The organism is Actinoplanes sp. DH11, assembly GCF_020873875.1.
Lineage (GTDB): Bacteria > Actinomycetota > Actinomycetes > Mycobacteriales > Micromonosporaceae > Actinoplanes.
Genome location: NZ_JAHWGU010000005.1, coordinates 64,033 through 86,659, shown reverse-complemented (window position 1 = coordinate 86,659; position 22,627 = coordinate 64,033). Strand labels below are relative to the sequence as shown.

The 22,627-nt window shown below is 70.6% G+C and carries 18 protein-coding genes; 8 read left to right on the top strand and 10 right to left on the bottom strand.

The genetic code is table 11. The features are described 5' to 3' along the window. Window positions 1-74: 74 nt before the first annotated feature. From LPA41_RS09195 to LPA41_RS09185, 3 genes are all read left to right on the top strand, one after another. A complete protein-coding gene (locus LPA41_RS09195; RefSeq protein WP_229069586.1) occupies window positions 75-1,406 on the top strand; it encodes a nitrate/nitrite transporter in 1,332 nt (443 codons plus the stop codon). 84 nt (window positions 1,407-1,490) lie between these two features. Continuing rightward, complete coding sequence (locus LPA41_RS09190; RefSeq protein ID WP_229069584.1) at window positions 1,491-2,405, top strand: hypothetical protein; 915 nt, start codon at window positions 1,491-1,493, stop codon at window positions 2,403-2,405. A gap of 276 nt (window positions 2,406-2,681) precedes the next feature. Further along, window positions 2,682-3,182, top strand: coding sequence for a DinB family protein (locus tag LPA41_RS09185; protein ID WP_229069582.1), 501 nt, complete (start codon window positions 2,682-2,684; stop codon window positions 3,180-3,182). A gap of 160 nt (window positions 3,183-3,342) precedes the next feature. Here the strand turns inward: LPA41_RS09185 and LPA41_RS09180 are convergent, their stop codons facing one another. From LPA41_RS09180 to LPA41_RS09150, 7 genes are all read right to left on the bottom strand, one after another. After that, window positions 3,343-4,848, bottom strand: coding sequence for an ATP-binding protein (locus tag LPA41_RS09180; protein ID WP_229069580.1), 1,506 nt, complete (start codon window positions 4,846-4,848; stop codon window positions 3,343-3,345). Window positions 4,849-4,878: 30 nt separating this feature from the next. Then, a complete protein-coding gene (locus LPA41_RS09175; protein ID WP_229069578.1) occupies window positions 4,879-6,537 on the bottom strand; it encodes an FAD-dependent oxidoreductase in 1,659 nt (552 codons plus the stop codon). A gap of 69 nt (window positions 6,538-6,606) precedes the next feature. Beyond that, a complete protein-coding gene (locus LPA41_RS09170; protein ID WP_229069576.1) occupies window positions 6,607-8,019 on the bottom strand; it encodes an NAD(+)/NADH kinase in 1,413 nt (470 codons plus the stop codon). A 653-nt stretch (window positions 8,020-8,672) separates the two neighbouring features. Continuing rightward, window positions 8,673-9,629, bottom strand: a complete 957-nt coding sequence (locus LPA41_RS09165) for a phosphotransferase family protein (protein WP_229069574.1) — start codon at window positions 9,627-9,629, stop codon at window positions 8,673-8,675. Window positions 9,630-9,978: 349 nt separating this feature from the next. Continuing rightward, complete coding sequence (locus LPA41_RS09160; RefSeq protein WP_374238133.1) at window positions 9,979-10,683, bottom strand: DUF222 domain-containing protein; 705 nt, start codon at window positions 10,681-10,683, stop codon at window positions 9,979-9,981. Between the two features lie 9 nt (window positions 10,684-10,692). Then, complete coding sequence (locus tag LPA41_RS09155) at window positions 10,693-11,577, bottom strand: DUF222 domain-containing protein (protein WP_229069572.1); 885 nt, start codon at window positions 11,575-11,577, stop codon at window positions 10,693-10,695. A 507-nt stretch (window positions 11,578-12,084) separates the two neighbouring features. Further along, entirely contained in the window at window positions 12,085-13,065 is a 981-nt protein-coding gene (locus tag LPA41_RS09150; protein WP_229069570.1) for a class I SAM-dependent methyltransferase, read from the bottom strand. Window positions 13,066-13,356: 291 nt separating this feature from the next. On the opposite strand from LPA41_RS09150, the gene LPA41_RS09145 reads away from it, so the two are divergent. After that, window positions 13,357-13,818 carry a substrate-binding domain-containing protein gene (locus tag LPA41_RS09145; protein ID WP_229069568.1) on the top strand — a complete coding sequence of 154 codons (462 nt, stop codon included), beginning with the start codon at window positions 13,357-13,359 and terminating at the stop codon, window positions 13,816-13,818. A gap of 151 nt (window positions 13,819-13,969) precedes the next feature. Here the strand turns inward: LPA41_RS09145 and LPA41_RS09140 are convergent, their stop codons facing one another. Together LPA41_RS09140 and LPA41_RS09135 are read right to left on the bottom strand one after the other, a co-directional pair. After that, complete coding sequence (locus LPA41_RS09140; protein ID WP_229069566.1) at window positions 13,970-14,656, bottom strand: adenosylcobinamide amidohydrolase; 687 nt, start codon at window positions 14,654-14,656, stop codon at window positions 13,970-13,972. Between the two features lie 2 nt (window positions 14,657-14,658). Next, window positions 14,659-15,198, bottom strand: a complete 540-nt coding sequence (locus LPA41_RS09135) for a GNAT family N-acetyltransferase (protein WP_229069564.1) — start codon at window positions 15,196-15,198, stop codon at window positions 14,659-14,661. Between the two features lie 87 nt (window positions 15,199-15,285). Between LPA41_RS09135 and LPA41_RS09130 the strand changes: the two genes are divergently transcribed. Continuing rightward, window positions 15,286-16,263: a nitroreductase family protein gene (locus LPA41_RS09130; protein WP_229069562.1), complete on the top strand. Its 978-nt coding sequence runs from the start codon at window positions 15,286-15,288 to the stop codon at window positions 16,261-16,263. Between the two features lie 72 nt (window positions 16,264-16,335). Here the strand turns inward: LPA41_RS09130 and LPA41_RS09125 are convergent, their stop codons facing one another. Further along, complete coding sequence (locus tag LPA41_RS09125; protein WP_229069560.1) at window positions 16,336-18,006, bottom strand: sulfatase; 1,671 nt, start codon at window positions 18,004-18,006, stop codon at window positions 16,336-16,338. Between the two features lie 98 nt (window positions 18,007-18,104). On the opposite strand from LPA41_RS09125, the gene LPA41_RS09120 reads away from it, so the two are divergent. Genes LPA41_RS09120 through LPA41_RS09110 form a run of 3 tightly spaced genes read left to right on the top strand, consistent with a single transcriptional unit; the run spans window position 18,105 to window position 22,473 of the window. Next, the gene (locus LPA41_RS09120; protein ID WP_229069558.1) at window positions 18,105-18,773 is read left to right on the top strand and encodes a TetR/AcrR family transcriptional regulator; all 669 of its coding nucleotides are present in this window, start codon (window positions 18,105-18,107) and stop codon (window positions 18,771-18,773) included. After that, window positions 18,767-20,515 carry an ABC transporter ATP-binding protein gene (locus tag LPA41_RS09115; RefSeq protein ID WP_229069556.1) on the top strand — a complete coding sequence of 583 codons (1,749 nt, stop codon included), beginning with the start codon at window positions 18,767-18,769 and terminating at the stop codon, window positions 20,513-20,515. Before LPA41_RS09120 ends, LPA41_RS09115 begins: the two co-directional genes overlap by 7 nt. Next, on the top strand, window positions 20,512-22,473 hold the full coding sequence (locus tag LPA41_RS09110) for an ABC transporter ATP-binding protein (RefSeq protein ID WP_374238132.1): 1,962 nt from the start codon (window positions 20,512-20,514) through the stop codon (window positions 22,471-22,473). Before LPA41_RS09115 ends, LPA41_RS09110 begins: the two co-directional genes overlap by 4 nt. Window positions 22,474-22,627 lie beyond the last annotated feature (154 nt).

The window sequence follows — 22,627 nt, the reverse complement described above, 5'->3', positions numbered from 1 at the left end:
AAGCGCACGTTGCTGTGTCAGGCATCCGCGAGAAAGGCTTGACCGGACGACCACTGCTCGAAGAAAGGCGGACCATGCCCCTGCGCCCTCAGTCCCGGGCCTGGGCGGTCTGGTCCGCCGGACTCGCCGCCTACGTCGTCGCCGTCCTGCACCGCACGTCGCTCGGCGTGGCCGGTCTCGACGCGCAGCACCGGTTCGACGTCGGCGCGAGCACGCTCGCCAGCTTCGCCGTGCTCCAGCTGCTCGTCTACGCCGGCCTCCAGATCCCGGTCGGTGTGCTGCTGGACCGGTTCGGCTCGCTGCGCCTGGTGTTCACCGGCGCCCTGCTGATGGTGGCCGGGCAGAGCGTGATGGCGTTCACCGACGACGTGTCCGGCGCGGTCGTCGCCCGCATCCTGGTCGGCGCCGGCGACGCGATGACGTTCATCAGCGTGCTGCGCCTGGTGCCGCGCTGGTTCCCGGCGAAACGGGTGCCGGTGCTCAGCCAGGTCACCGGCATCGTCGGCCAGCTCGGGCAGGTGCTCTCCGCCGTGCCACTCGCCGCCCTGCTGGCCGGCCCCGGCTGGACCACCGCCTTCGTGGGCGCCGCCGGTGCCGGCGTGTTCGTCGCGCTGGTGGCGTTCGCGGCCCTGCACGACACCCCGGAACGCCGGCTGAACAGCGGCGACGCCATCACTTGGCGACGGCTCGGCGCCGACCTCGGCGCCGCCTGGCGGCACCCCGGCACCCGGCTGGGGCTGTGGACCCACTACACCACCCAGTTCACCGGTACGGTTTTCGCGCTCATGTGGGGCGTACCGTTCCTGATCGCCGGCGAAGGTCTGAGCCGGAGCGCCGCCAGCTCCCTGCTGATCCTGTTCGTGCTGACCGGCATGGCGTCCGGCCCGGTGCTCGGCATGCTGACCCAGCGGTACCCGCTGCGCCGCTCCTGGCTGGTGCTCGGCATCGTGACCGCCAACATGGCCGCCTGGGCCGTGGTCATCGCGTGGCCCGGCCGCGCCCCCATGGCACTGCTCGTGGTGCTTGTCGTCGCGCTCGGCCTGGGCGGTCCCGGCTCGATGATCGGCTTCGACTTCGCCCGGACGTTCAACCCACCGAACCGGCTGGGCACCGCGACCGGCGTGGTCAACGTGGGCGGCTTCGTGGCGTCGCTCGTCACCATCCTGCTGATCGGGCTGATCCTGGACGCCCGTACGGGTGGCAGTGCCGACTATCACATCGACGACTTCCGGGTCGCGATGTCGGTGCAGTTCGCTGTCGCGGCGGTCGGCGTACTCGGCATCCTGCGAACCCGCCGGCTGGCCCGGCGCCGCATGGAGCAGGAGGAAGGCATCGTGATCCGCCCGCTCCGGGAGGCCCTGGCGGAACGCCGGGGCTCGGGTCACCTCACCTCCCCGCGCCGGTGAACCCGCGGCGGCCCAGGTTTAGCGCCGGGGCCGCAGGTAAAGCCCAGGGGCTGGCCCGAAGATCCCAAGCTCCGTAGGAGGAAAATGTCCGAGCAAACCCAGCCTCGGATCTGGTCAGGCATCGACGTCCCGAAAACCATCGCCGGCACCCTGGCAGCCGTCTCGGCCGCCGTGGTCGGCTCGTACCTCGGCGTGGCCGGCACCCTCATCGGCGCCGCCGTCGCGAGCGTGGTCAGCTCGATCGGCACCGAGATCTACCACCGCTCGCTGGACCGCGGCTCCAAGCGGCTCCAATCCGCGTTCACCACCCCGCTGGCGGCACAGGCCGCCGTGGGCACACCCGAGGTCGCGGCGGCCACCGAGCCGCCGAGCAGCTCCACTCCCCTCGTCCGGCGGATTCGCTGGAAGCGGGTCTCGCTTGTCGCGGGCGCCGTCTTCGTGCTCGCGCTCGGCACACTGACCACGGCGGAACTGCTGGCCGGCCGGTCCGCGGCGGACGTCACCCGGGGCGGCGACAGCGGCACCGCGACCGTGCTGAACCTGACCCGCAGCGGCCCGGACAGGTCCGGCTCCGGTTCCGGCGCCGACTCCGGTTCGGATTCCGACTCGGACAAGAAGTCACCGGCCGTCGAGCAGTCCGCCGGGCCGGGCGCGGAGACGCCGGCCGGTGACGAGCCGAGTCCGGGCGCGCCCGGGACGGAGCAGCCGTCGACGGCGCCGTCCAGGAGCGGACAGCCGGGTACCGGCCAGCCGGGGGATGGGCCGCCGGGGAATGGGCAGCCGGGGACGACCGAGCCCACCGGCGAGGTCACCGGACCGGCCACCGAGGCGCCCACCGGCCCGGGGACCGAGCCGACTTCCGGGTCGGGCTCGGATGCGGAGCCGGGATCCGGTTCCGATACTGGTTCTGGTTCTGGTTCTGGTTCCGGCGCGGGATCGGGCTCTGGCTCCGGTTCTGGCGCTGGTACGGATTCAGGAACCGGTAACACCGGTTCGTGATCCCGGCCGGCGCCCTCGCTCGGGAGTCCGGCGTGCTCGCCGGCCCGCCCGTCCGATGCCGGCCAGCCCGCGCGTCCGGCATCGGCTCGTGAACCGAAGCATCGGCTCGTGAGCCGCCCACCGCACCGAGCCACCCACCACACCGAGCCGCCCGCCCCCCACCGAGTCCAGTCACCGCACCGAGCCAGTCACCCCACCGAGCCAGTCACCGCACCGAGCCAGTCACCGCACCGAGCCAGTCACCGCACCGATCGAGAGAAAGGCAGTCATTCGACCATGGACGCCAAGGACATCCTGATCGAGGCGCACGGCCGCCTCCCCGAACTGGTCGACACCGCCGTCCGCGACCTCACGCCCGAGCAGTTGCGTTGGTCCCCCAAGCCCGGCGCCAACTCGATCGGCTGGCTGGTGTGGCACCTGACCCGGGTCCAGGACTCGCACCTCGCCGAACTACTCGACGCCGACCAGGTCTACCTGACCGGCGACTGGGCACCGCGTTTCGGTGTGAAGGCTGACCCGGACGACAGCGGGTACGGCCACTCCGCCCAGCAGGCCGCCGCTGTAGCACCGGAGAGCTGGCAGGCGCTGGCCGGCTACTACGACGCCGTGCACGCCCGCATGGCCGAATACCTCCGCGGTCTCGGCGACGCCGACCTGGACCGCGTGGTCGACGAGAACTGGGACCCGCCCGTGACGCTCGGCGTCCGGCTGGTCAGCATCATCGACGACGACGCCCAGCACGCCGGGCAGGCCGCGTACGTCCGCGGCCTGCTCTGACGGCTGAGCACGGGCGGGCCGAATCCGGTTCATCCCGGAACGGCAGGTCCAGCCGGGAACGGCCGGTCCAGCCGGGAACGGCCGGTCCAGCCGGGAACGGCCGGTCCAGCCGGGAACGGCCGGTCCAGCCCGACCGGCTGGCTCAGCCCGAGCGGCCGGCTCAGGCTGAGGCCGGCTCGGCCATGGGCAGCCGGACGAAGAAGCGGGTGTCCCCCGGCGCCGACTCCACGGAGATGTCACCGCCGTGGCCGTTCACCACGATCCGGTACGAGATGTCCAGTCCCAGGCCGGTCCCCTCGCCTACCGGTTTCGTGGTGAAGAACGGCTCGAAGACGCGTTTACGCACCTCCGGCGGCATACCCGGTCCGTCGTCGGTGATCGAGACGACCACCCGCTCCTCCTCGGCGTACGTCCGGATCGTGAGCGTCCCGTGCCCGCCCATCGCCTGGACCGCGTTGTCGATCAGGTTGGTCCACACCTGGTTCAGCTCGGCCGGGTGGGCCGGGATCTGCGGCAGCGACCGGTCGAAGTCCTTGACCACGCGCACCCCGTCACCGATCTTGTGGGCGAGCATCACCAGGGTGCTGTCGAGGCCACCGTGCACGTCGATCCACTGGTGTGCGGCCCGGTCCAGGTGCGAGTACTGCTTGGCGGCCGACACCAGCGACGACACCCGGCCGGTGGCGTCCTCGATGTCGGTCATCAGTTGCTCGGTCTCCAAGGCGTACGCGATCCAGTGAATCGCCTGGTCGAGCAGCCCCGCGGAGTCGGCGCCGGGGGTCGCCGGGGTGGCCAGCCGGGCCTCGATCTGGGAGAGACACTCGGTGTCGATACCGCCCTGGGCGAACACCGGGGCCACGTCCCAGGGGCCGGTGATGTCCCGCTCGTCCATCCAGTCGCCGAGCTCGTCCTCCAGGTCGGCGGTCTGCATCGCGGTCAGGACCGGCGCCTTCGCGGCCCGCTCGATGACCTCTTCCTGGAGGTCGAGCAGCGCGGTCAGCCGGTCCGGGGCGACCTTGCCGGCGGCCAGCTTGCCCAGCTTCATCCGCATCGCGGCGACCCGCTGGCGCAGCGCACCGGTGGCCCGGGCGGCGGCCGCGGCCGGGTTGTTGAGCTCGTGCATCAGGCCGGCGGAGAGCGCGCCGAGCGCGGCCAGCCGCTGCCGTTCCCCGATCGCCGCCTGGGAGTTGCGTATCCCCAGGGCCAGTCCTTCGAGCAGGTGGATCGCCATCGGGAACCAGTCGCGCATCAGATGCCCGAAGTCCGCGGCGGAGAGCACGAAGAACTCGCTGTCGGAGAGCGCGCGCATCGACGCCTGGTACTTGCGGGGCAGGCCGTCGTCGCGCAGGTACGCCTGGGTCGCGCCCATGTAGACGCCGCGCTGCTCGGTCCGGGTCGTTTCCACATCGTCCCGGCCGACCCGGCGGGTGAGGGCGACAGTGCCGCTGAGCAGCACGAAGAACGACTCCGCGAGGTCCCCCTCACGCAGCACCAGCCCACCGGCGGACACCCGCATGGTGCAGCCGTGCGCGGCGAGCCAAGCCAGTTGCTCCCCGGTCAGCTTCTCGAAGAGGAACAGGGTGCGCAGCTCGTCCGGGGTGAGAGCACCGGGCTCACACGGTTCGAGCCGGATCTCCTCATTGGCGGTGGTGACTTGTTCGGTCATGACTGCTTCGCGCCTTCCACAGAACCGCGGCTACTGGGATTCCAGGTACCGGTGAACCAGCGCGACGGCCATCGCGCCCTCGCCGACCGCCGACGCCACCCGCTTGATCGAGTTGGCGCGGACATCGCCGGCGGCGAAAATGCCGGGAACGCTGCTCTCCAGATAGAACGGATCCCGGTCGCGATCCCATCCCCGCGGCCGGGTTCCGTTGTCGAGAAGGTCCGGCCCGGTGCGGACGAAGCCCTTCCCGTCTCGCACGACCGCGTCACCGAGCCAGTCGGTCCGCGGTTCCGCACCGATGAACACGAAGAGGTAGCCGCACTCCACGGTCTTCTTCGTACCCTCCTTGCTGTCGCAGATGGTGATCGCCTGCAGGTGCCCGTCGCCCTGCGCGCCGATCACCTCACATCGGGTACGCACCTCGATGTTGCCGATCCGGGCGAGCTGCTGGATCAGGTAGTACGACATGGACGCCTCGAGCGAGTCGCCGCGCACCAGCAACGTGACCTTCCGCGCGTACTTGGCGAAGAAGAGCGCGGCCTGGCCGGCGGAGTTGGCGCCTCCGACGATGTAGACGTCGGTGCCCACGCAGGCCGGGCCCTCGGTGGACGCCGAGCCGTAGAAGACCCCCGATCCGACCAGGTCGGCGACGCCGTCGGCGAGCAGCGGGCGGTACGAGACGCCGGTCGCGAGCAGGATCGCGTGTGCCGAGATCTCCCGGCCGTCGGCGAAGGTCAGCGTCCGCGCGGAACCGTCCGCCCGCAGCCCGACCACCTCACGGGTGTTGAGCGTCTCCGCGGCGAACTTGTCGGACTGCCGCCGGGCCCGGTCGGTGAGCTGGGCGCCGGAGATCCCGTCCGGGAAGCCGAGGTAGTTCTCGATCCGCGAACTCTGACCGGCCTGCCCGCCGACCGCCTGCCGTTCGACGAGCAGCGTCTTAAGCCCCTCCGACCCGCCGTAGACGGCCGCACCCAGACCGGCCGGCCCGCCACCCACGATGACCAGGTCGTAGAAGTCCCGCACCGGGGTGGTGGAGAGCCCGGCCACCTCGGCGACCTCCTGCACGCTCGGCTGCGACAGCGCACGCCCGTCGGCGGTCACCACCAGCGGCACCGCCTCCGGCCCGGCGCCGGCGGCCTCCAGCAGGCGCCGGCCTTCCGGCTCGTCGGCGCCGAAATACCGGTACGGCACCAGGTTGCGCGCCAGGAAGTCGCGGATCTGGAAGGACGGCTCACTCCACCGGTGCCCGACCACCCGGATGTCCGGCAGTTCGGTGTCGCCGGTCGCCTGCCACGCGTCGAGCAGCGCGTCCAGCACCGGGTAGAGCTTCTCCTCCGGCGGGTCCCACGGCTTCAGCAGGTAGTGGTCGACGTCCACCACGTTGATCGCCTGGATGGCGGCGTCGGTGTCGGCGTACGCCGTGAGCAGTGCCCGCCGCGCATGCGGGAAGAGATCCATCGCCTCTTCGAGGAACTCGATGCCGTTCATCTGCGGCATCCGGTAGTCGGCGAGGATCACCGCCACCCGGCCGTTGCGCAGTTTGAGCTCGCGCAGCACGTCCAGGGCCTCGGACGCGGACGAGGCCCGGATGATCCGGTACTGGTCGCCGTAGCGCCGGCGCAGGTCCCGTGCGATGGCACGGGACACCGAGGGGTCGTCGTCGACGGTGAGGATCGCGGGCTGGCCCATGTTTCGTACCTCAGATCTGGGTGAGTCCGGGGGTTCTTACGGCGTCGTCTCGGCTCGGATTGTGCTGCGTCAGGCCCGGTGTGCTGCGTCAGGCCCGGCCTGTGCAGCTTCAGGCCCGGCCTGTGCAGCGTCAGGCCCGGTGACGATGTCGGTGTGCTCGGGGTGGCGTTCCAGGTACCCGATGACGAACGGGCAGGTGGCGACGACCGGCGTCGAGCGCGACCGGGCGTCGTCCAGCGCCGCGGTGGCGAGCCGGCCGGCCAGCCCGCGCCCGGAGAAGGCCTGGTCGACCTCGGTGTGCAACAGCTCCACCCGGTCGCCGTGCCGCCGGTAGTGCAGCACCCCGGCGACCTCGCCGCCGAGCAGCACCTCGTACCGCTGACGCTCGAAACTGTCCACGACCACCGCGTCGGCAGGATCCGCACTGCCGACCTGCGCGCTGCCCTCGACCCGGAGCTTGCGGCGGGCCCGCTCGTAGAAAGACGTCCGCCCGAACCGGATAACCTGCGCCGCGGCCGGCACCGGCCGGATCTCCAGACGGGACCCGGGTTCCGCGTACCCCTCGATGATGCCGTCCACCTCGATCGCCAGCCGGCCGCTGGTGGGCAACACGTCCAGAGCGAGCTGCTCGGTGGTGTCCAGCACCAGCGAACGGTTGAACGACGAATGCGCAGCGGCCGCACTGACGATGAGCGCCTCGACGTTGGGCGAGACGATCGGCCCACCCGCCGAGAAGCTGTACGCGGTCGATCCCGTAGGCGTCGACACGATCACGGCATCGGCGGCGTAGTTGACGAACGACCGCCCCTCGACCCGGATCCCGACAGCCGCCAGCCCATGCCCCGGCACCCGCACAAGCGCGACATCGTTGAACGCGGAAACCTCACGCCCGCCGCTCTGCTCGCCCGTGCTGTGCTCGCCCGTGCTGTGCTCGCCCGTGCTGTGCTCGCCCGTGCTGTGCTCGCCCGTGCTGTGCTCGCCCGTGCTGTACTTGCCCGCGTTGTGCTCGCCCGCGCCCTGCGTGCCGGCGTTTTGTGTGGCGGCGTTTTGCGTGCCGGCGTTCTGCGTGCCAGCGTTCTGCCCGCTCGCAGGCAGCGTGGTCCGGACCGCGGTGCGCGACTCCACGGTGTAGCGGTGCTCGTCAATCGCGGAAAGCGCCTCACCGAGGTCAGGAAGATCAACTTCCGCGAGGAACCCGAGCCGCCCCACGTTGACGCCGAGCACGGGGGTCTTGCGGCCTTCGACCAGGCGCATCGTACGCAGCATCGTGCCGTCACCGCCCAGGCTGACCAGCAGGCCGGCCCGTTCGACCATCTCCTCGGCCGGCACCGGCACCGCACTGCACGCGATCCTGGTGATCTCGTCGGGCAGCCCGAGCACGGTGACACCCCGCTCCGCCGCCCAGTTGACGATCGTGTCGACCGCCGACCCGCAGTCCCGGCGCGGATGCAGCACCAGACCCACGACTTTGATCATCCCCACGACTGCTCCGCTCTCTTTCCGGCCCTATGCAGCCTCGCACGCCGTCCCGCGTTCGGCGACAGTCCCAGCCGTGGCGGCGCACACGCCCACCGGCGACGCGGCCACCCGCAGCCGTGGTGCCGAGCCGATTTGGACTGCCGATCCGGATTTCAACCCCGACTTCCGGTTCTGGTCTCCAGTTCGGCCGGGCTTCCGATCCGGCGCCGGGTTCGGTCCCGGCCCCGATCTCGGCCCATCTCGGTCTCGGTCCCGTCTCGGTCTTGGTCTCGGTCTTGGTCTCGGTCTCGGTCTCGGCTGCGGTTCTGATTACGTCTTCGGTTCTCGTTGGCGCTTCGATCCTGTGCTGGCAGACTCCCGTTCCCATACCGGCGCACGCCCGTGCCGGCGGGCTCCCGTGCCGGCGCACGCCCGTGCCGGCGGGCTCCCGTGCCGGCGCACGCCCGTACCGGCGGGCTCCCGTACCGGCGGGCTCCCGTACCGGCGGGCTCCCGTACCGGCGGGCTTTCGTACCGGCGGGCTCCCGTACCGGCGGGCTCCCGTACCGGCGGGCTTTCGTACCGGCGGGCTTTCGTACCGGCGGGCTTTCGTGATGGCGCCGGTGAGGTTCCGTGCCGGTTTCGGCTTTCGATGCCAGCTCGCCGGCAGGAATCCGGTCAGCGCAGCGAGTCCAGATGCTTCAGCTCGGCGACCAGCAGGTTCGTCACATAGTCGTGCCGTTCCCCGCCCACCGGAATGCCCCGGCTCGGCCCTTCGGCGAGCATCAGCACGTACAGGTGCACCCGGTAGAGGGCAATTCGGGTCCGCGCGCTCACATCCCAGGTCACCGCGCCCCCGGCGGACGCGTACCCGGCCAGGAACGGATGCGCCGGCTCGTCCTCGATCCGTCGGAACAGGGCCGGCGAGACCAGGTCCAGCAGCGGATCGCCGTACAGATAGCGCTCGCCGTCAACCACCCCACTCAACGAACCGTCCGGAGCGACGAGCACGTTGCCGTCCCAGAGGTCGAAGTGCAGCAGCGCCGGCCGGGTGACCGCAGCCAACACGTCCCGGTACCGCTCGACCACCCCGTCCAGCGGCGGCAGCGGCACACTCCAGTGCTCCGCGTCGCCCCGCAACTCGTCGACCATGGCACCGAACGCGGCCGCCCAATCAGCACCCCCGGCCCGCCCACCGGTGTAGCCGTACCGCGTCCCGCTGATCCCATGCACCCGCCGCACCGCCGCACCGAGCTGCCGCCGAGCCTCAGCAGAATCACCGTCAGTAAGCGGCCGCCCAGGCAACCACGTAGTGATCACCCACTGCGGCTCGGCACCGGCCGGTGCAACAGCAAGAACCTCAGGCACGGGTACGCCCAAAGCCCGCTCCCCAACCAGCCGAAAGTACTCAGCCTCGGCCGCAACCAGCCCCCGCTCGTACCCAAGAAGGCGAGCCTCCGGCGGCGGCCCCACCTTCACCACCACCCGCCGCCCGTCACGCAGAGCAGCCTCCCAAACAGTGGCGAAGCCACCACCGGCAAGCTCCGCACCACTCACAACCGCATCGCCAAGCCCGTCGCGCACCACCGCCGCAACATCGGCGAGCACAAGAGACCGCTGAGTGGGACTACGCATGACAGGCATTGAACCCGATCAGCTCCACCCCCACCTCCAGCGACCAGTACAGCCCCAACGCAGCCCAGAGCCCGCAGCCCAATCCCACCCGTAGCCAAACCCAACCCGCAGCCGGACCTCAGCCCAGTGCGACGCTCAGCCCAGTGCGACCCTCAGCCCCGCGCGACCCTCAGCCCCGCGCGACCCTCAGCCCTGGTCCGGCCCACCACAGCCTTCAGCCTCACCGCCAGTGCAACCCTCAGTCCGACCCCAGCTCAGCCCTCACCCTCCAACCCCGGCTCTGACCCGCCGCCCGGCTCGAACGTCACCCGACGCGCCTTGCCTCCCGGCAGGCCCCTCCTCCATCCCGTCAGCGCCATCGCCGGTGATATCGGTTTGTTTTGGGTGCACGCTCGGGATCGATCCAGCTCGGCGGCAGGAACTCCGGATGCTGATCGACGCCGAGGCGAATCCGCCAGCCGTTGTCGTCGTGTATCGCGCGGTGGTGGAATCCGCACAGCAGGGCAAGGTTGTCCAGGGCCGTAGCACCGCCCTCCGACCAAGGGGTGATGTGGTGGGCGTCGCACCAGCGGGGTGGCCGGTCGCAGCCGGGGAACGTGCAGCCTCCGTCGCGGACGACCAGCGCTCGCCGTAGCGGGCCGGTCACCAGCCGGCGACTCCGGCCGGCGTCGAGCACCTGGCCGGCGCCCCCTAGGACCAGCGGCAGGATCCGGGCGTCACATGCCAGCAGGCGTACCATCGCCGGCGACACGGACTCGCCGGTGTCGAGCCGGCCGGCACCCAGTTGCTGCTTGAGCACGTCAAAATCGGCGGTGACCATCACCTGCGGCCGATCGCCACCGTTGGCCGGCAGATCACCGCAGGCCAGCACCAGCCGGCACACATCGATCAAGGCGTCCGCGCGGCGCTGACCCGGCGTACGACTCTGTCCAGTCGCCACAATCTCCGCAGCAGCGTCGCCCGCGTCGCGCTCTCCCGCATCGCACCGGACCTCGTGCCGATCGGCGGGCAAGGGCCCGGCCCGCGAACCGGCTCGCGACTCGCCGACCAGCACCCGGCTGAGCTAAGTAGACGCAGCCGCGCCGGCTGATGGATCCCACCCCGCGACGGCCGGAACGAGCACGCCGAGGCCCGGGACAGGCTGGCGGGGCGGTTTGAGGTCGACAGCGGCTGCGCCGAGGGCATCGGGCGCCACAGCGGTACGGCCGGACGCGTCAAGCCGCACTGCACTGCCCTGCCGACCAGGGTGAACGGCTTGTCGACCAGGGTGAACGAGATCTGCGCCAGGGTGGCAGAGCGGGTCCAGGGCCGCGGTGACGATGGCGGCCGCCTGAGCGTCGAGGATGCCCTTGACCCGGATGCGGCCGTCGCCGATCGGGCTCAGCGTCAGAAATCTTTGTTCGTGGGCCTCCCGCTCGGCCCGGCGTAGCGCTGCCTCCTCGGTAGCGTCCGCCACCTCCGGGGCGACGTGCTGCATGATCCGTGAACCGGCTCGGATCAGCTGCGCCGGGTCCAACTCGGTCGACCAGCGGATCAGCGTCTCGGTGGCGGCGGTGCGGGTCGGCTCGTCCACGGTCTTCGGCAAGGTCTTGAGGACGCGGGCGATCACATCCAGCTGCTCGCTGTTCACCCGGCCTTCGGCCACAGCCGCGTCAAGCGATGCATCCGTGTCGAGCAGCCGCGCCTGCCGCAACAGGCCGACGGCCGCGCCCGAACTGATTCGCAGGCGACCGCGCAGCCAAGCGGCGGCGGTGGGAGCTTGCTGTCTGGCAGGTATCGCACGCCCCTCGATCTCGCGGATCGCATGCGCCGTCGCGATACGCACCAGCTGCTCCGCCGCGTGCACGGCGTCCAGGAACTCGAGCAACTCGCCGTCCGCCAGAGCCCACATCGGCGCGACGGCACATGCCGCGGCCGCATGGGACAACTGTGTCGCCGATTCGTTCATGCGCCCATCTTCGAACACACGTACGACAGTTTTGGACCCCTCCGGACGCCGCTCAACGAAGTGTTCGCCAAGCAGGCACACGCTCAAATCGGGCAGCCAAACGCGTGGGGAGCGGGGCACAGTGGCATCGCAAGCCACGGAGCAGCTTGGGCCCGGGGCAGCTTGGGCACGGAGCAACTTGGGCACGGAGCAACTTGGGCACGGAGCAACTTGGGCACGGAGCAACTTGGGCACGGAGCAACTTGGGCACGGAGCAACTTGGGCACGGAGCAACTTGGGCACGGAGCAACTTGGGCACCGAGCAGCTCGATCACACCACGGCAGCAGATCGCGACCGACAGACCGGTACCAGCGAAACCGAAACCAGTGAAACGACTCCGACGAAGACCGGGGACGAACAAGACGGACATTGACCGAGGCCGGTGCCACCAGGACCGACAAAGACAGAAGGAGGCTCCGGCACAAGGGAAGTCAGCCGGAAAGGAGCTCCCGCCGACGCGTCGCGGCTCAGGAGTGACGTGTCGCCAGCACCAGGAAGCGGTCGGGGGCGTCCTCGTAGCTGCGCGACAACCAGCCCGACTCGGCCAGCAACGGGTCCAGTCGTTCCTCGCTCAGTGCTTCGCCGGGGCGCAGCGTCCGGCCGTGGCGGGCTGCCAGCTCGGCACGGCCGGTCGGCTGGAAGATCGCCAGGGTGCCGCCGGGACGGGTCACGCGGGCCAACTCGGCGAGTCCGGCTGCCGGGTCGGGGAGGTGGTGGACCAGCCCTGCCGCGAACACGACGTCAGCGGCTGCGTCGGCGACCGGAAGCCGGCGGGCGTCACCGAGGATGAGGGTGGCGTGGTCGTCCCGGCCGGCCTTGCGGGCTGCTTCGAGCATGTCGGGCGTGAAGTCAAGGCCCAGCACCCGGCCGGTGGGTCCGGCGGCGGCGGCCAGAGCCGGCAGGGCGCGCCCGGTGCCGCAGCCGACGTCGAGCACCATGTCACCGGGGCGTACGCCGGCGAGCCGGACGGCCTCGGCGTAACGCGGGATGTCGTCGCCGAACTTGGCATCCCAGTCGGCGGCACGGGCTGCGAAGAAGGCGCGGCTCTCCGGGAGGTACCACCGGTCGGGGTCGGCCAGGTCGGGGTGGATCTGCCGGATCACGGGCCACTCCGGGTCGCGGTGGTCGATCACCACTTGGGCGCGGCGTTCGCCGTCACCCTCGGCGAACCGATGCCGCGAGCCGCCGCGCAGGAAGATCAAGATCCGATCGGTGGCAGGCTCGAGCACGTTGAGCGCGGAGTCGGAGAAACCGCCGCCCGGACCGGTCAGCCCGAGGACCGCGTCGATGCTCCAAGCTCGGGAGGCCGACGGGAAGGCTGCGGCCAGGCGCGAGGCGAAAGCGGCCGCGGCGCCCGGGTCACCGCCGTCGACGATCACCGTGAGCGGGGCGCGCGGTGCCAGGACTTCGGCAAGCAGGGCGGTGACTTCGGCGATGCGTTCCGGCACGACCCCAGCATGCGGGGTACGGGTGACGTGCGCAACGCCCCGGAAGGCGGTTACTTTGTGCCAGTTTGTCACTCTGGGGCCACGCCCCCAGGCCGTAGGTGCGACAGTCGTCAGGCGGCGGCGGCAACGGAGGTGAGCACCATCGGACGCCACACACGATCCCCCCAGGCAACCCCGCCGGCCACAACGCTGCTGACCGCGACACCGCCAGCCAAGACACCGCTCGCCGCGACACCGTCAACCAAGACACCGCTCGCCAAGACACCGCCGGTCAGGGCACTGCTGGTTGTCATGCTTCTTGCTCTGACACTGGCGCTCACCGGATGCGGCGGCACGGCACCTACCGGCAACGGGACGGACGAGGGGGCGGGCGGCGCGCCGGCCACCAGTCTGGCGCCGGAGGCGGTCGGTGAGGTGCGGGTGCTGGCTGCCGCTTCGCTGCGGGAGGCCTTCGACCTGATCAAGGAGGACTTTCAGGCGTGGAATCCGTCGGTTCAGGTGCTCCTGTCGTACGCTCCCGGCGCTGAACTCGCCCCTCGACTGGCCGGCGGCGAGGCGGCCGACGTGGTCGCCACCGATGCGCCGGACGGCGTCGACGGGATCACCGTCAACGGGCAGCCGGAGTCCTTCGGCGGAGGGCGGTTCACCGTGGCCGCGCTCAACGACTCGGCTAACGCGACGATCTTCGTCGGTCACCTCCGGGAGGGTTCCGCCCAGCGCGTGCTCACCGACACCGGCATACTGCGGCCCTGACCGGCGCCTCACCGGTCAAGGCCGACTCGGCGCAGACAGTCAACCCACGCTGCTCAAGACCAACCCGGCGCAAGCAACACACCAACCCGGCACAAGCCGAAGACCAGCCCGGCACAAGCCCAAGACCGGCCCGCCACCGATCGGAGGCGGCTCAGTGACGGTTCTGGTCGGACCAGGAGCGGCCGGTTGCCAGGTTCACCGCTCCGCCGTCGTGGACCGCTCGGTGCACGGCTCGGGCCATCGGTGCGCCCCAGCGGGAACGGGGGCCGCCGTAGGCTGCGATCGGGCCGGTCGACGGGCACAGGACCACTACCGCGTCGGTGGCCGTACCCGTCGCTGCCAGGCCCAGCTCGCCGATCGCCTGCGTTTTCGCCTCGGTGGCGGTTGCCACCGCGTTGATCAGGGCGGCGTCGCCCAGGCGTTGCGGTACCCAGACGACGATGTTGACGGTGCCGATGTCGGGCACGGAGGCGTGGTGCTCGAACCCGACCGCGTCGGGGTCGGCGGCGGGGATGGGTGCGCCCAGGCCGACTGTCGCGTAGACCTGGATGCCGTCGTCGCGGGACGCCACCACGTCGGCGACGTCCACGCCCGTCATCAGACCCACGCCGGGGCCGGTCAGACCCAGCTGAGCGGCCAGTTCGGCCAGGTGGGCCTCCGGGTCGGTGCGGGAGTACGACATCGGTACGCTCGCGTTCACCAGCCATTCGCGCCGGCCGAGCCCGCCGCCCAGCACTGCCGAGGAGGCGGTGAGCAGCGGGGTGGGGAAACGCCAGAGCAGCAGCGGGACGTCCCGGCCGTCCTCACGGCGGTGGGTGAGCGAGGGCTCGGCGAACACGATCACTTCCAGTCGGTGGAGAGCACGGCCCAGATCTCGGTGTCCCGGCGCGTGCCCTGCCAGGGGTACGCGGAACGCAGCGTCCCCTCCAGTGTCATCCCGAGACGGCGCGCGACGTTCGAACTTGCCACGTTCCGCGGGTCGCAGTGCCACTCCACCCGGTGCATGCCGCGCGTGCGGAACGCCCAGTCGACGATCACCCGGACCGCCTTGGTGATCAGGCCGCGGCCGGTGCCGGCGGGTTCCAGCCAGCAGCCGGCCTCACAGTTGCCGGAGGCCGCATCGAAGGCCACGAACATGACACCCCCGACGAGCGTACGGTCCGCCCAGATGCCCCAGAGCCGCCCGGTGTCCGCGGCCTGCCGGTCGGCGTACCGCTGCAACGTCGCGGTCGCGCTCGCCAGGTCGGTGCTGATGCTGGCCCACGGGATCCACGGGTCCACGGTCTCGCGGGCGCGGTCCATGTGCGCCAGGAACTCCGCGGCCTGCCACGGTTCGAGCGGACGCAGTTCGGCGCCGTCGCCGAGATCGATAGAGAACATCCGGGCAGACTAAAGCCTGTGGCGGTTGTCTTCCGGTAGGGCCACAAGCCCGTACTTGACGGCTCGCGAAACGGGAATACTGAAGCCATGAGCAACGCGGAAGAGGTCAAGAAAGCCCTGGTGCAGGCCGCGGACGCCGCCCGGTTCGCTCCCTCGATCCACAACACTCAACCGTGGCGCTGGGTGGTGCGGGACGGGCGGCTGGAGTTGTACGGCGTCGCCGAGCGCCAGCTCACCGAGCAGGACCCGGAGGGCCGGATGCTGCTGCTGAGCTGCGGCACCGCTCTGCACCACGCGCAGGTGGCGCTCGACGCCGAGGGCTGGCGCTACGAGATCACCCGTCCGGAGTCGCCGGAGAACGGCCCGATCGCGGTGATCCGGCCCGCCGACCGGGCGGCGATCAGCCCGGACGCCACCCGGCACTTCCAGATGTTGCAGGTCCGGCGCACCGACCGGCGCACGGTGAGCGACGAGGCGGTTCCGGACGATGTGGTGAGTTCGCTGGTCAAGGCCGCCGAGGAGGCCGGCGCGCGGCTGCACGTGCTCGGCCGGGACCAGGTCCTCGAACTGGCCGCCGCCGTCGATCAGGCACAGAAGGCCCAGGACACCGACGACCGGCTGCGTGCCGAGACGGCGGAGTGGGTGGGCGGTGACCGGCCCGAGGGCACCGGCATCCCGGCGTCGGCGCTGCCCGAGGAGCTGCCGCTGACCACTGTCGCGGAACGCGACTTCCAGGTGCGGGGGACGCTGGCGGCCGGCGACGGGCACGACCGGGGGGCGACGTACGCGGTGCTCTACGGTACCGGCGACGACGCGGTCGACTGGCTCCGCGCCGGCGAGGCGTTGAGCCGGTTGTGGCTGGCCGCGGCCGAGCAGGCGGTGAGCCTGCTGCCGCTCAGCGGTCCGGTGGAGATCCCGTCCACCCGGGTGGCGCTGCGGCGGATGCTCGGCGGCACCGGGCACCCGTTCCTGGCGCTGCGGCTCGGCAGCCTGGACCCGACGCACTCGGCGCCGCCGCACACGCCGCGGCTGCCCGCCGGCCAGGTCATCGAGATCGCCGACTGAAGGCACGACACGGGACCGGCCGGCCACGGGGCGTCGTGACCGGCCGGCGTACGGAGATCCAGCGCAAGTGGATCAGTGTGGGTCGCCGTCCGGGCCGAAGGCGGTCAGGAACCTGTCCCGGAACGAGTCCATCCGCCAGACCGGGGCGTCCGGCGCGGGCTTGACGCCGTCGGTCCAGCCCCACGAGGCGATCCGGTCGAAGAGCTTCGGGTCCTTCGCGACGATCGTGATCGGCACGTCGTGGGTGGCGTCCTGCCCGACCACGACCGGTGCCGGCTGGTGGTCGCCGAGGAAGACCATCACCAGGTCGTCATCGGCGTACTCGCGGACGTACCCGAGCAGGCTGTCCAGCGAGTAGGCGACCGACTTGGCGTACTCCTGCTTGACCCGGTCGTTCTGCTTCCACAGGTTCTGCGGCGACTCGGCGCCGGTGACCATCGGGCCGTAGACGCTGCCGTCGCCGACCTCGTCCCAGCCGACCATGCTCGGCACCGGGGCCCACGGGGTGTGGCTGGAGGTCAGCGTGATCTCGGCGAGCAGCCGCTCCCGGTTCTTCTTCGCGTACTCCAGTTTCTGGAACGCCGACATCACGTACTGGTCGGGCATCGTGGACCAGCTGAAGGCCGGGCCCTGGTAACCCAGGGTGTGTGAGTCGTAGATGTGGTCGTACCCGTAGAACTGTCCTTCGGGCCAGGCGAAGGTGATGCCCGGCTGCACGCCGACGGCCCGGTGCCCGGCGTTGTTGAACGCCCTGGTCAGGGTGAGCCGGTCGGTCGCGACGAGGCTGCGGTACCGCTGTTCGTTGTCAATCCAGAGCCCGGACAGGAACGTGGCGTGCGCCAGCCAGCTGCCCCCGCCCGCGGTGGACGAGGTGAGGTAGCCGCTGCGTGCCGCGAACCCGGCCTCGGTGAGCTTGTCGCCGTTCGTCGCGAGGCTCGCCAGCACGGCGCCGTTGAGCTGCGGGTCCTCCAGCGCGTCCCGGCCGTAGCTCTCCACGAACGAGATCACCACGTCCTTGTCCCGCAGCGCGGTGAGCAGCTGGTCGCCGGGCCGGTCGCGGAACGCGTCGACCTGCACCTCGGCGGCGAACCGTTTCCGGTCGCGCAGGTCGTTCGGCAGCGCCAGCGCGGTGTGCGCGGCCAGTTCGGCGGCCGTGTGCGAGGCGACCGGGATGCCGCCGATCAGCTGGACGCCGAGCGCCGCGAGGGCGACCCAGGCGGCACCCACCGCGCCCAGGCCCCGCCAGGCCCAGGCGCGGTGGGCGGTCATGGCGCCGGTCAACCGCAGGACCGCCCAGGTCATCGTGGCGACGAGCGCGACGGCGAGGATTACGGCACCGGCCGCGGAGGCGATCGCGGCGGGCCGGCCGATGGAGTCGACCAGGAAGTTGAAGCCGTCGTCCAGCAGGATCCAGTCGAGGACCGGGTCGAAGCGGCGGGCCAGCACCGCGAAGAAGCCGATGTCCACCAGTTTCACGACGGTGAGCAGGCCGAGCAGCACGCCGAGACCGGCGACGAGCGGCTGCCGGGCCCGGCCGAGACGGCCGCGTACCGGCAGGAGCAGCAGAACCGCCCCGACGACCAGGGCCTCGATCGGGACGCGCAGCAGAGCGGTGAAAGCCGAGTTTCCGGGCGGCAACCGGAAGATCTGATCCGGCACGATCAGCGCCAGAAAGATCAGAACGGCGGCGAACCCGGTGGTGACGTGCCTGATGAAGCGGCGGTACGGCTTTGTGTTGCTCACGTTCTGTTCATACGCCCCTTCGCCTGATCCGGTTCGACCGACCCACCGCCCGCAAAACTCAGTGGATGAGTGAGTGCTCGCTCATTAGAGTGGCCGGAATGGAGAACAGGCGCAGGCGGGTACCCGCCCTGGCACCGGAGGAGCGGCGGGAGGCCCTGATCGCGGCGACCATCCCGCTGCTGCACACGCACGGCACGGATGTGAGCACCCGGCAGATCGCGCACGCCGCCGGCATCGCCGAGGGCACCATCTTCGGCGTCTTCGAGAGCAAGAGCCAGCTCGTGGTCTGCTCCCTGGTCAAGGCGCTGGACCCGCAGCCGACGCTCGACGCGCTGGCCGCGATCGACCGCACCGCCGAGCTCCGGGACCGGGTGGCCGAGGCCGCCGAGATCGTGCACGCCCGATTCTCCGAGAGCGCCCACCTGATGCACGCGGCGCGCAGGCTCTTCTTCGAGACCGCGCCGGACGAGCAGGCGCAGCGGCGCATCGCGGACTCGCGCCACCGCATGCACCGGGCGGTCGTCGAGGTGTTCGAGCCGGATGCCGAGCACCTGCGGATCCCGCCCGACCGGGCGGGACGGCTGCTCCTGCTGCACTGCGGCGCGAACGCGTTCGGCCCGTTCGGGGAGCCGGACGAATTCCACGGCAGCGATCTGGCGTCGCTGCTGCTGGACGGAATTCTGATCAGAGACGACGACATCCGGACCGACGACATCCGGACCGACAAGATCAGAGACGACAAGCGGGGGGAACAGGCGACGTGCTGATCAAGTTACTTCGCGTCCACCTGCGTCCGTATCGAACTGCGATCGCCCTCGTGGTGTTCTTCCAGTTCCTGCAGACGCTGGCGACGCTCTACCTGCCGGCCCTCAACGCCGACATCATCGACAACGGTGTGGTCAAGGGCGACACCGGCTACGTCATGCGGCTCGGCGCCGGCATGCTCGGCATCACCGTGCTGCAGATCGCGGCACAGGCGGTGGCGGTGTACTTCGGTGCCCGTACCGCGATGGCTGTGGGCCGCGACCTGCGCGCCTCGATCTTCGACCGGGTGCAGACCTTCTCCGCGCGTGAGGTGGGCCAGTTCGGCGCCCCCTCGCTGATCACCCGGACCACCAACGACGTCCAGCAGATCCAGATGCTGGTGCTGCTCACGTTCACGCTCATGGTGTCGGCGCCGATCATGTGTGTCGGCGGCATCGTCCTGGCGTTGCGCGAGGACGTCCCGCTGTCGTCGCTGCTGCTGGTCATCGTGCCGATCCTGATCGGCGTGGTCGGCTTGATCATCTCCCGGATGCGGCCGCTGTTCCGGCTCATGCAGGTCCGGCTGGACCGGGTCAACCAGGTGATGCGCGAGCAGATCACCGGCATCCGGGTGATCCGCGCCTTCGTGCGCGACGATCAGGAGCAGCAGCGGTACGGGGTGGCCAACGACGACCTGACCGACGTCTCCCTGCGGGTCGGCCGGATCATGGCGCTGATGTTCCCGACCGTGATGCTGATCGTGAACATCTCCAGCGTCGCGGTGCTCTGGTTCGGCGGGCAGCGGATCGACTCGGGCGGCATGATGGTCGGCTCGCTCACCGCGTTCGTCAGCTACCTCATGCAGATCCTCATGTCGATCATGATGGCGACCTTCATGTTCATGATGATCCCGCGTGCCGAGGTGTGCGCGGAGCGGATCAAGGAGGTGGTGGACACCGACTCCAGCGTGACGCCGCCCGCGGCGCCGGTCACCACGCTTGCCCGGCACGGCGAACTCGAGCTGCGCGACGTCGACTTCCGCTATCCGGGCGCCGAGGCGGCGGTGCTCTCCGGGGTACGCCTGAGCGCCCGTCCCGGTGAGGTCACGGCGATCATCGGCAGTACCGGCAGCGGCAAGACGACCCTGCTCAACCTGGTTCCCCGGCTCTTCGACGCGACGAGCGGCACCGTCCTGGTCGACGGCGTCGACGTCCGCGACCTGGATCCGGGCCTGCTCTCCCGCACGGTCGGTCTGGTGCCGCAGCGGCCCTACCTGTTCACCGGCACGGTGGCTTCCAACCTGCGGTACGGCAACCCGGACGCCTCCGACGCCGAGCTCTGGGAAGCCCTGGAGATCGCCCAGGCCAAGGACTTCGTCGAGCGGATGGAGGGGCAGCTCGAGGCGCCGATCGCGCAGGGCGGCACCAACGTCTCCGGCGGTCAGCGGCAGCGGCTGGCGATCGCCCGGACCCTGGTGCACCGGCCCGAGATCTACCTCTTCGACGACTCGTTCTCGGCCCTGGACTACGCCACCGACGCGGCGCTGCGCTCGGCGCTGACCGAGCACCTGACCGGCGCCGCCACCGCCGCGACCGTGGTGATCGTGGCGCAGCGGGTCAGCACGATCCGCGACGCCGATCGGATCATCGTGCTGGACGACGGCAAGGTGGTCGGCACCGGCACGCACGACGAGCTGATGGAGAGCAACCCGACGTACCGCGAGATCGTCCTCTCGCAGCTGACCGAGCAGGAGGCCGCGGCATGACCGCGCAGACCGACCGGCCGCAACCGCGGCCCGCGGGTGGCCCGCCGGCCGCCCGGATGATGATGGCGGCCGGTCCGCCGGAGAAACTGCAGGACTTCAAGGGCTCCACGAAACGGCTGCTCGGGCTGCTCAAGCCGCAGCGGGCCCTGGTCGGCGCGGTGCTGGCCTTCGGCGTCGCCAGCGTGACGCTCTCGGTGGCCGGTCCCTACCTCCTCGGGCACGCCACCGACGTCATCTTCGACGGCGTGATCGGCCGGATGCTGCCGGGCGGGGTCACCAAGGAGGAGGCGATCGCCGGGCTGCGCGCCCGCGGCGACAACGGTCTCGCCGACGTGCTCGCCGGTTCCGGCGCCGTGCCCGGCGCGGGCATCGACTTCACCCGGCTGGGGCAGGTTCTGGCCTGGGTGGCGCTGATCTACGTGTTCGCCTGGGTGTTCGGCGTCCTGCAGGGCCGGCTCACCGCACGGGTCGTGCAGCAGGCCGTCCTCGACCTGCGCAACCAGGTCGAGGCGAAGCTGTCCCGGCTGCCGCTCTCCTACTTCGACCAGCAGGCGCGCGGCGAGGTGCTGAGCCGCGCCACCAACGACACCGACAACATCGCGCAGACCCTGCAGCAGACGTTCGCGCAGCTCGTCACGTCGCTGCTGATGATCGTCGGCGTACTCGGCGTGATGTTCTGGATCTCCCCGCTGCTGGCCCTCATCGCGCTGGTCACGGTGCCCGTGTCGATCTGGCTGACCACCGCGATCGGGAAGCGGTCGCAGCCGCAGTTCGTCGCGCAGTGGAAGACCACCGGCCAGCTCAACGGCCACATCGAGGAGATGTTCACCGGGCACACGCTTGTCAAGGTCTTCGGGCGGCAGCACGAGGCCGCGGAGACCTTCCGCGGGCACAACGACAGGCTGTACGCCTCCAGCTTCCGCGCCCAGTTCATCTCCGGCCTGATCCAGCCCGCCATGATGTTCATCTCCAACATCAACTACGTGCTGGTCGCGGTCGTCGGTGGCCTGCGAGTGGCCTCCGGCACCCTGTCGCTCGGCGAGGTGCAGGCGTTCATCCAGTACTCCCGGCAGTTCAGCCAGCCGCTCACCCAGGTCGCCAGCATGGCCAACCTGGTGCAGTCCGGCGTGGCCTCGGCCGAGCGGGTGTTCGCCCTGCTCGACGCGCCCGAGCAGAGCCCCGACCCGGCGCCGGTCGACATGCCGCACGTCGAAGGCCGGATCACGTTCGAGAACGTGTCGTTCCGTTACCTGCCCGACAAGCCGCTGATCGAGAACCTGTCGCTCACCGTGGAACCCGGCCAGACCGTCGCGATCGTCGGGCCCACCGGCGCCGGCAAGACGACGCTCGTCAACCTGCTGATGCGGTTCTACGACGTGACCGGCGGGCGGATCACCCTCGACGGGGTGGACATCGCCACCATGCCGCGGGAGCAGCTGCGCGAACAGATCGGGATGGTCCTGCAGGACACCTGGCTGTTCGGCGGGACGATCGCGGAGAACCTCGCCTACGGCGCGGACGAGCACGACACGGCGGCGATCGTACGGGCGGCGGAGGCGGCCCACGTCGACGGCTTCGTCCGGACGCTCCCCGACGGCTACGAGACCACCATCGACGAGGAGGGCTCGAACGTCAGCGCCGGCCAGAAACAGCTGATCACGATCGCCCGGGCGTTCCTGGCCGAACCGAGCATCCTGATCCTCGACGAGGCCACCAGCTCGGTGGACACGCGTACCGAGGTGCTCATCCAGCGGGCCATGAGCACGCTCCGCACCGGCCGGACCAGCTTCGTGATCGCGCACCGGCTCTCCACGATCCGGGACGCCGACGTGATCCTGGTGATGGAGAACGGCAGCATCGTCGAACAGGGCAGCCACGACGAATTGCTCGCGGCGAACGGCGCGTACGCCCGGCTCTACTCGGCCCAGTTCGCCCAGGCCGCCGTCGAAATGGACTGACCAGGAAAGGCGAGCCAGGAAAGACGAGCCAGGAAAGACCGGCCGGGAACGATAAGCCGGGAACGACAGGCCCGGAACGACAGGCCCGGAACGACAGGCCCGGAACGACAGAGCGGGGGCGGCCGGATGGCCGCCCCCGCTTCGTGCTCGCTGC

What these genes read in the sequence shown, in the direction of transcription:
- LPA41_RS09195 (WP_229069586.1), top strand. Translation starts at nt 75, where the DNA reads ATGCCCCTGCGCCCTCAGTCCCGGGCCTGGGCGGTCTGGTCCGCCGGA.
- LPA41_RS09190 (WP_229069584.1), top strand. Translation starts at nt 1,491, where the DNA reads ATGTCCGAGCAAACCCAGCCTCGGATCTGGTCAGGCATCGACGTCCCG.
- LPA41_RS09185 (WP_229069582.1), top strand. Translation starts at nt 2,682, where the DNA reads ATGGACGCCAAGGACATCCTGATCGAGGCGCACGGCCGCCTCCCCGAA.
- LPA41_RS09180 (WP_229069580.1), bottom strand. Translation starts at nt 4,848, where the DNA reads ATGACCGAACAAGTCACCACCGCCAATGAGGAGATCCGGCTCGAACCG.
- LPA41_RS09175 (WP_229069578.1), bottom strand. Translation starts at nt 6,537, where the DNA reads ATGGGCCAGCCCGCGATCCTCACCGTCGACGACGACCCCTCGGTGTCC.
- LPA41_RS09165 (WP_229069574.1), bottom strand. Translation starts at nt 9,629, where the DNA reads ATGCGTAGTCCCACTCAGCGGTCTCTTGTGCTCGCCGATGTTGCGGCG.
- LPA41_RS09155 (WP_229069572.1), bottom strand. Translation starts at nt 11,577, where the DNA reads ATGAACGAATCGGCGACACAGTTGTCCCATGCGGCCGCGGCATGTGCC.
- LPA41_RS09145 (WP_229069568.1), top strand. Translation starts at nt 13,357, where the DNA reads ATGCTTCTTGCTCTGACACTGGCGCTCACCGGATGCGGCGGCACGGCA.
- LPA41_RS09135 (WP_229069564.1), bottom strand. Translation starts at nt 15,198, where the DNA reads ATGTTCTCTATCGATCTCGGCGACGGCGCCGAACTGCGTCCGCTCGAA.
- LPA41_RS09130 (WP_229069562.1), top strand. Translation starts at nt 15,286, where the DNA reads ATGAGCAACGCGGAAGAGGTCAAGAAAGCCCTGGTGCAGGCCGCGGAC.
- LPA41_RS09120 (WP_229069558.1), top strand. Translation starts at nt 18,105, where the DNA reads ATGGAGAACAGGCGCAGGCGGGTACCCGCCCTGGCACCGGAGGAGCGG.
- LPA41_RS09110 (WP_374238132.1), top strand. Translation starts at nt 20,512, where the DNA reads ATGACCGCGCAGACCGACCGGCCGCAACCGCGGCCCGCGGGTGGCCCG.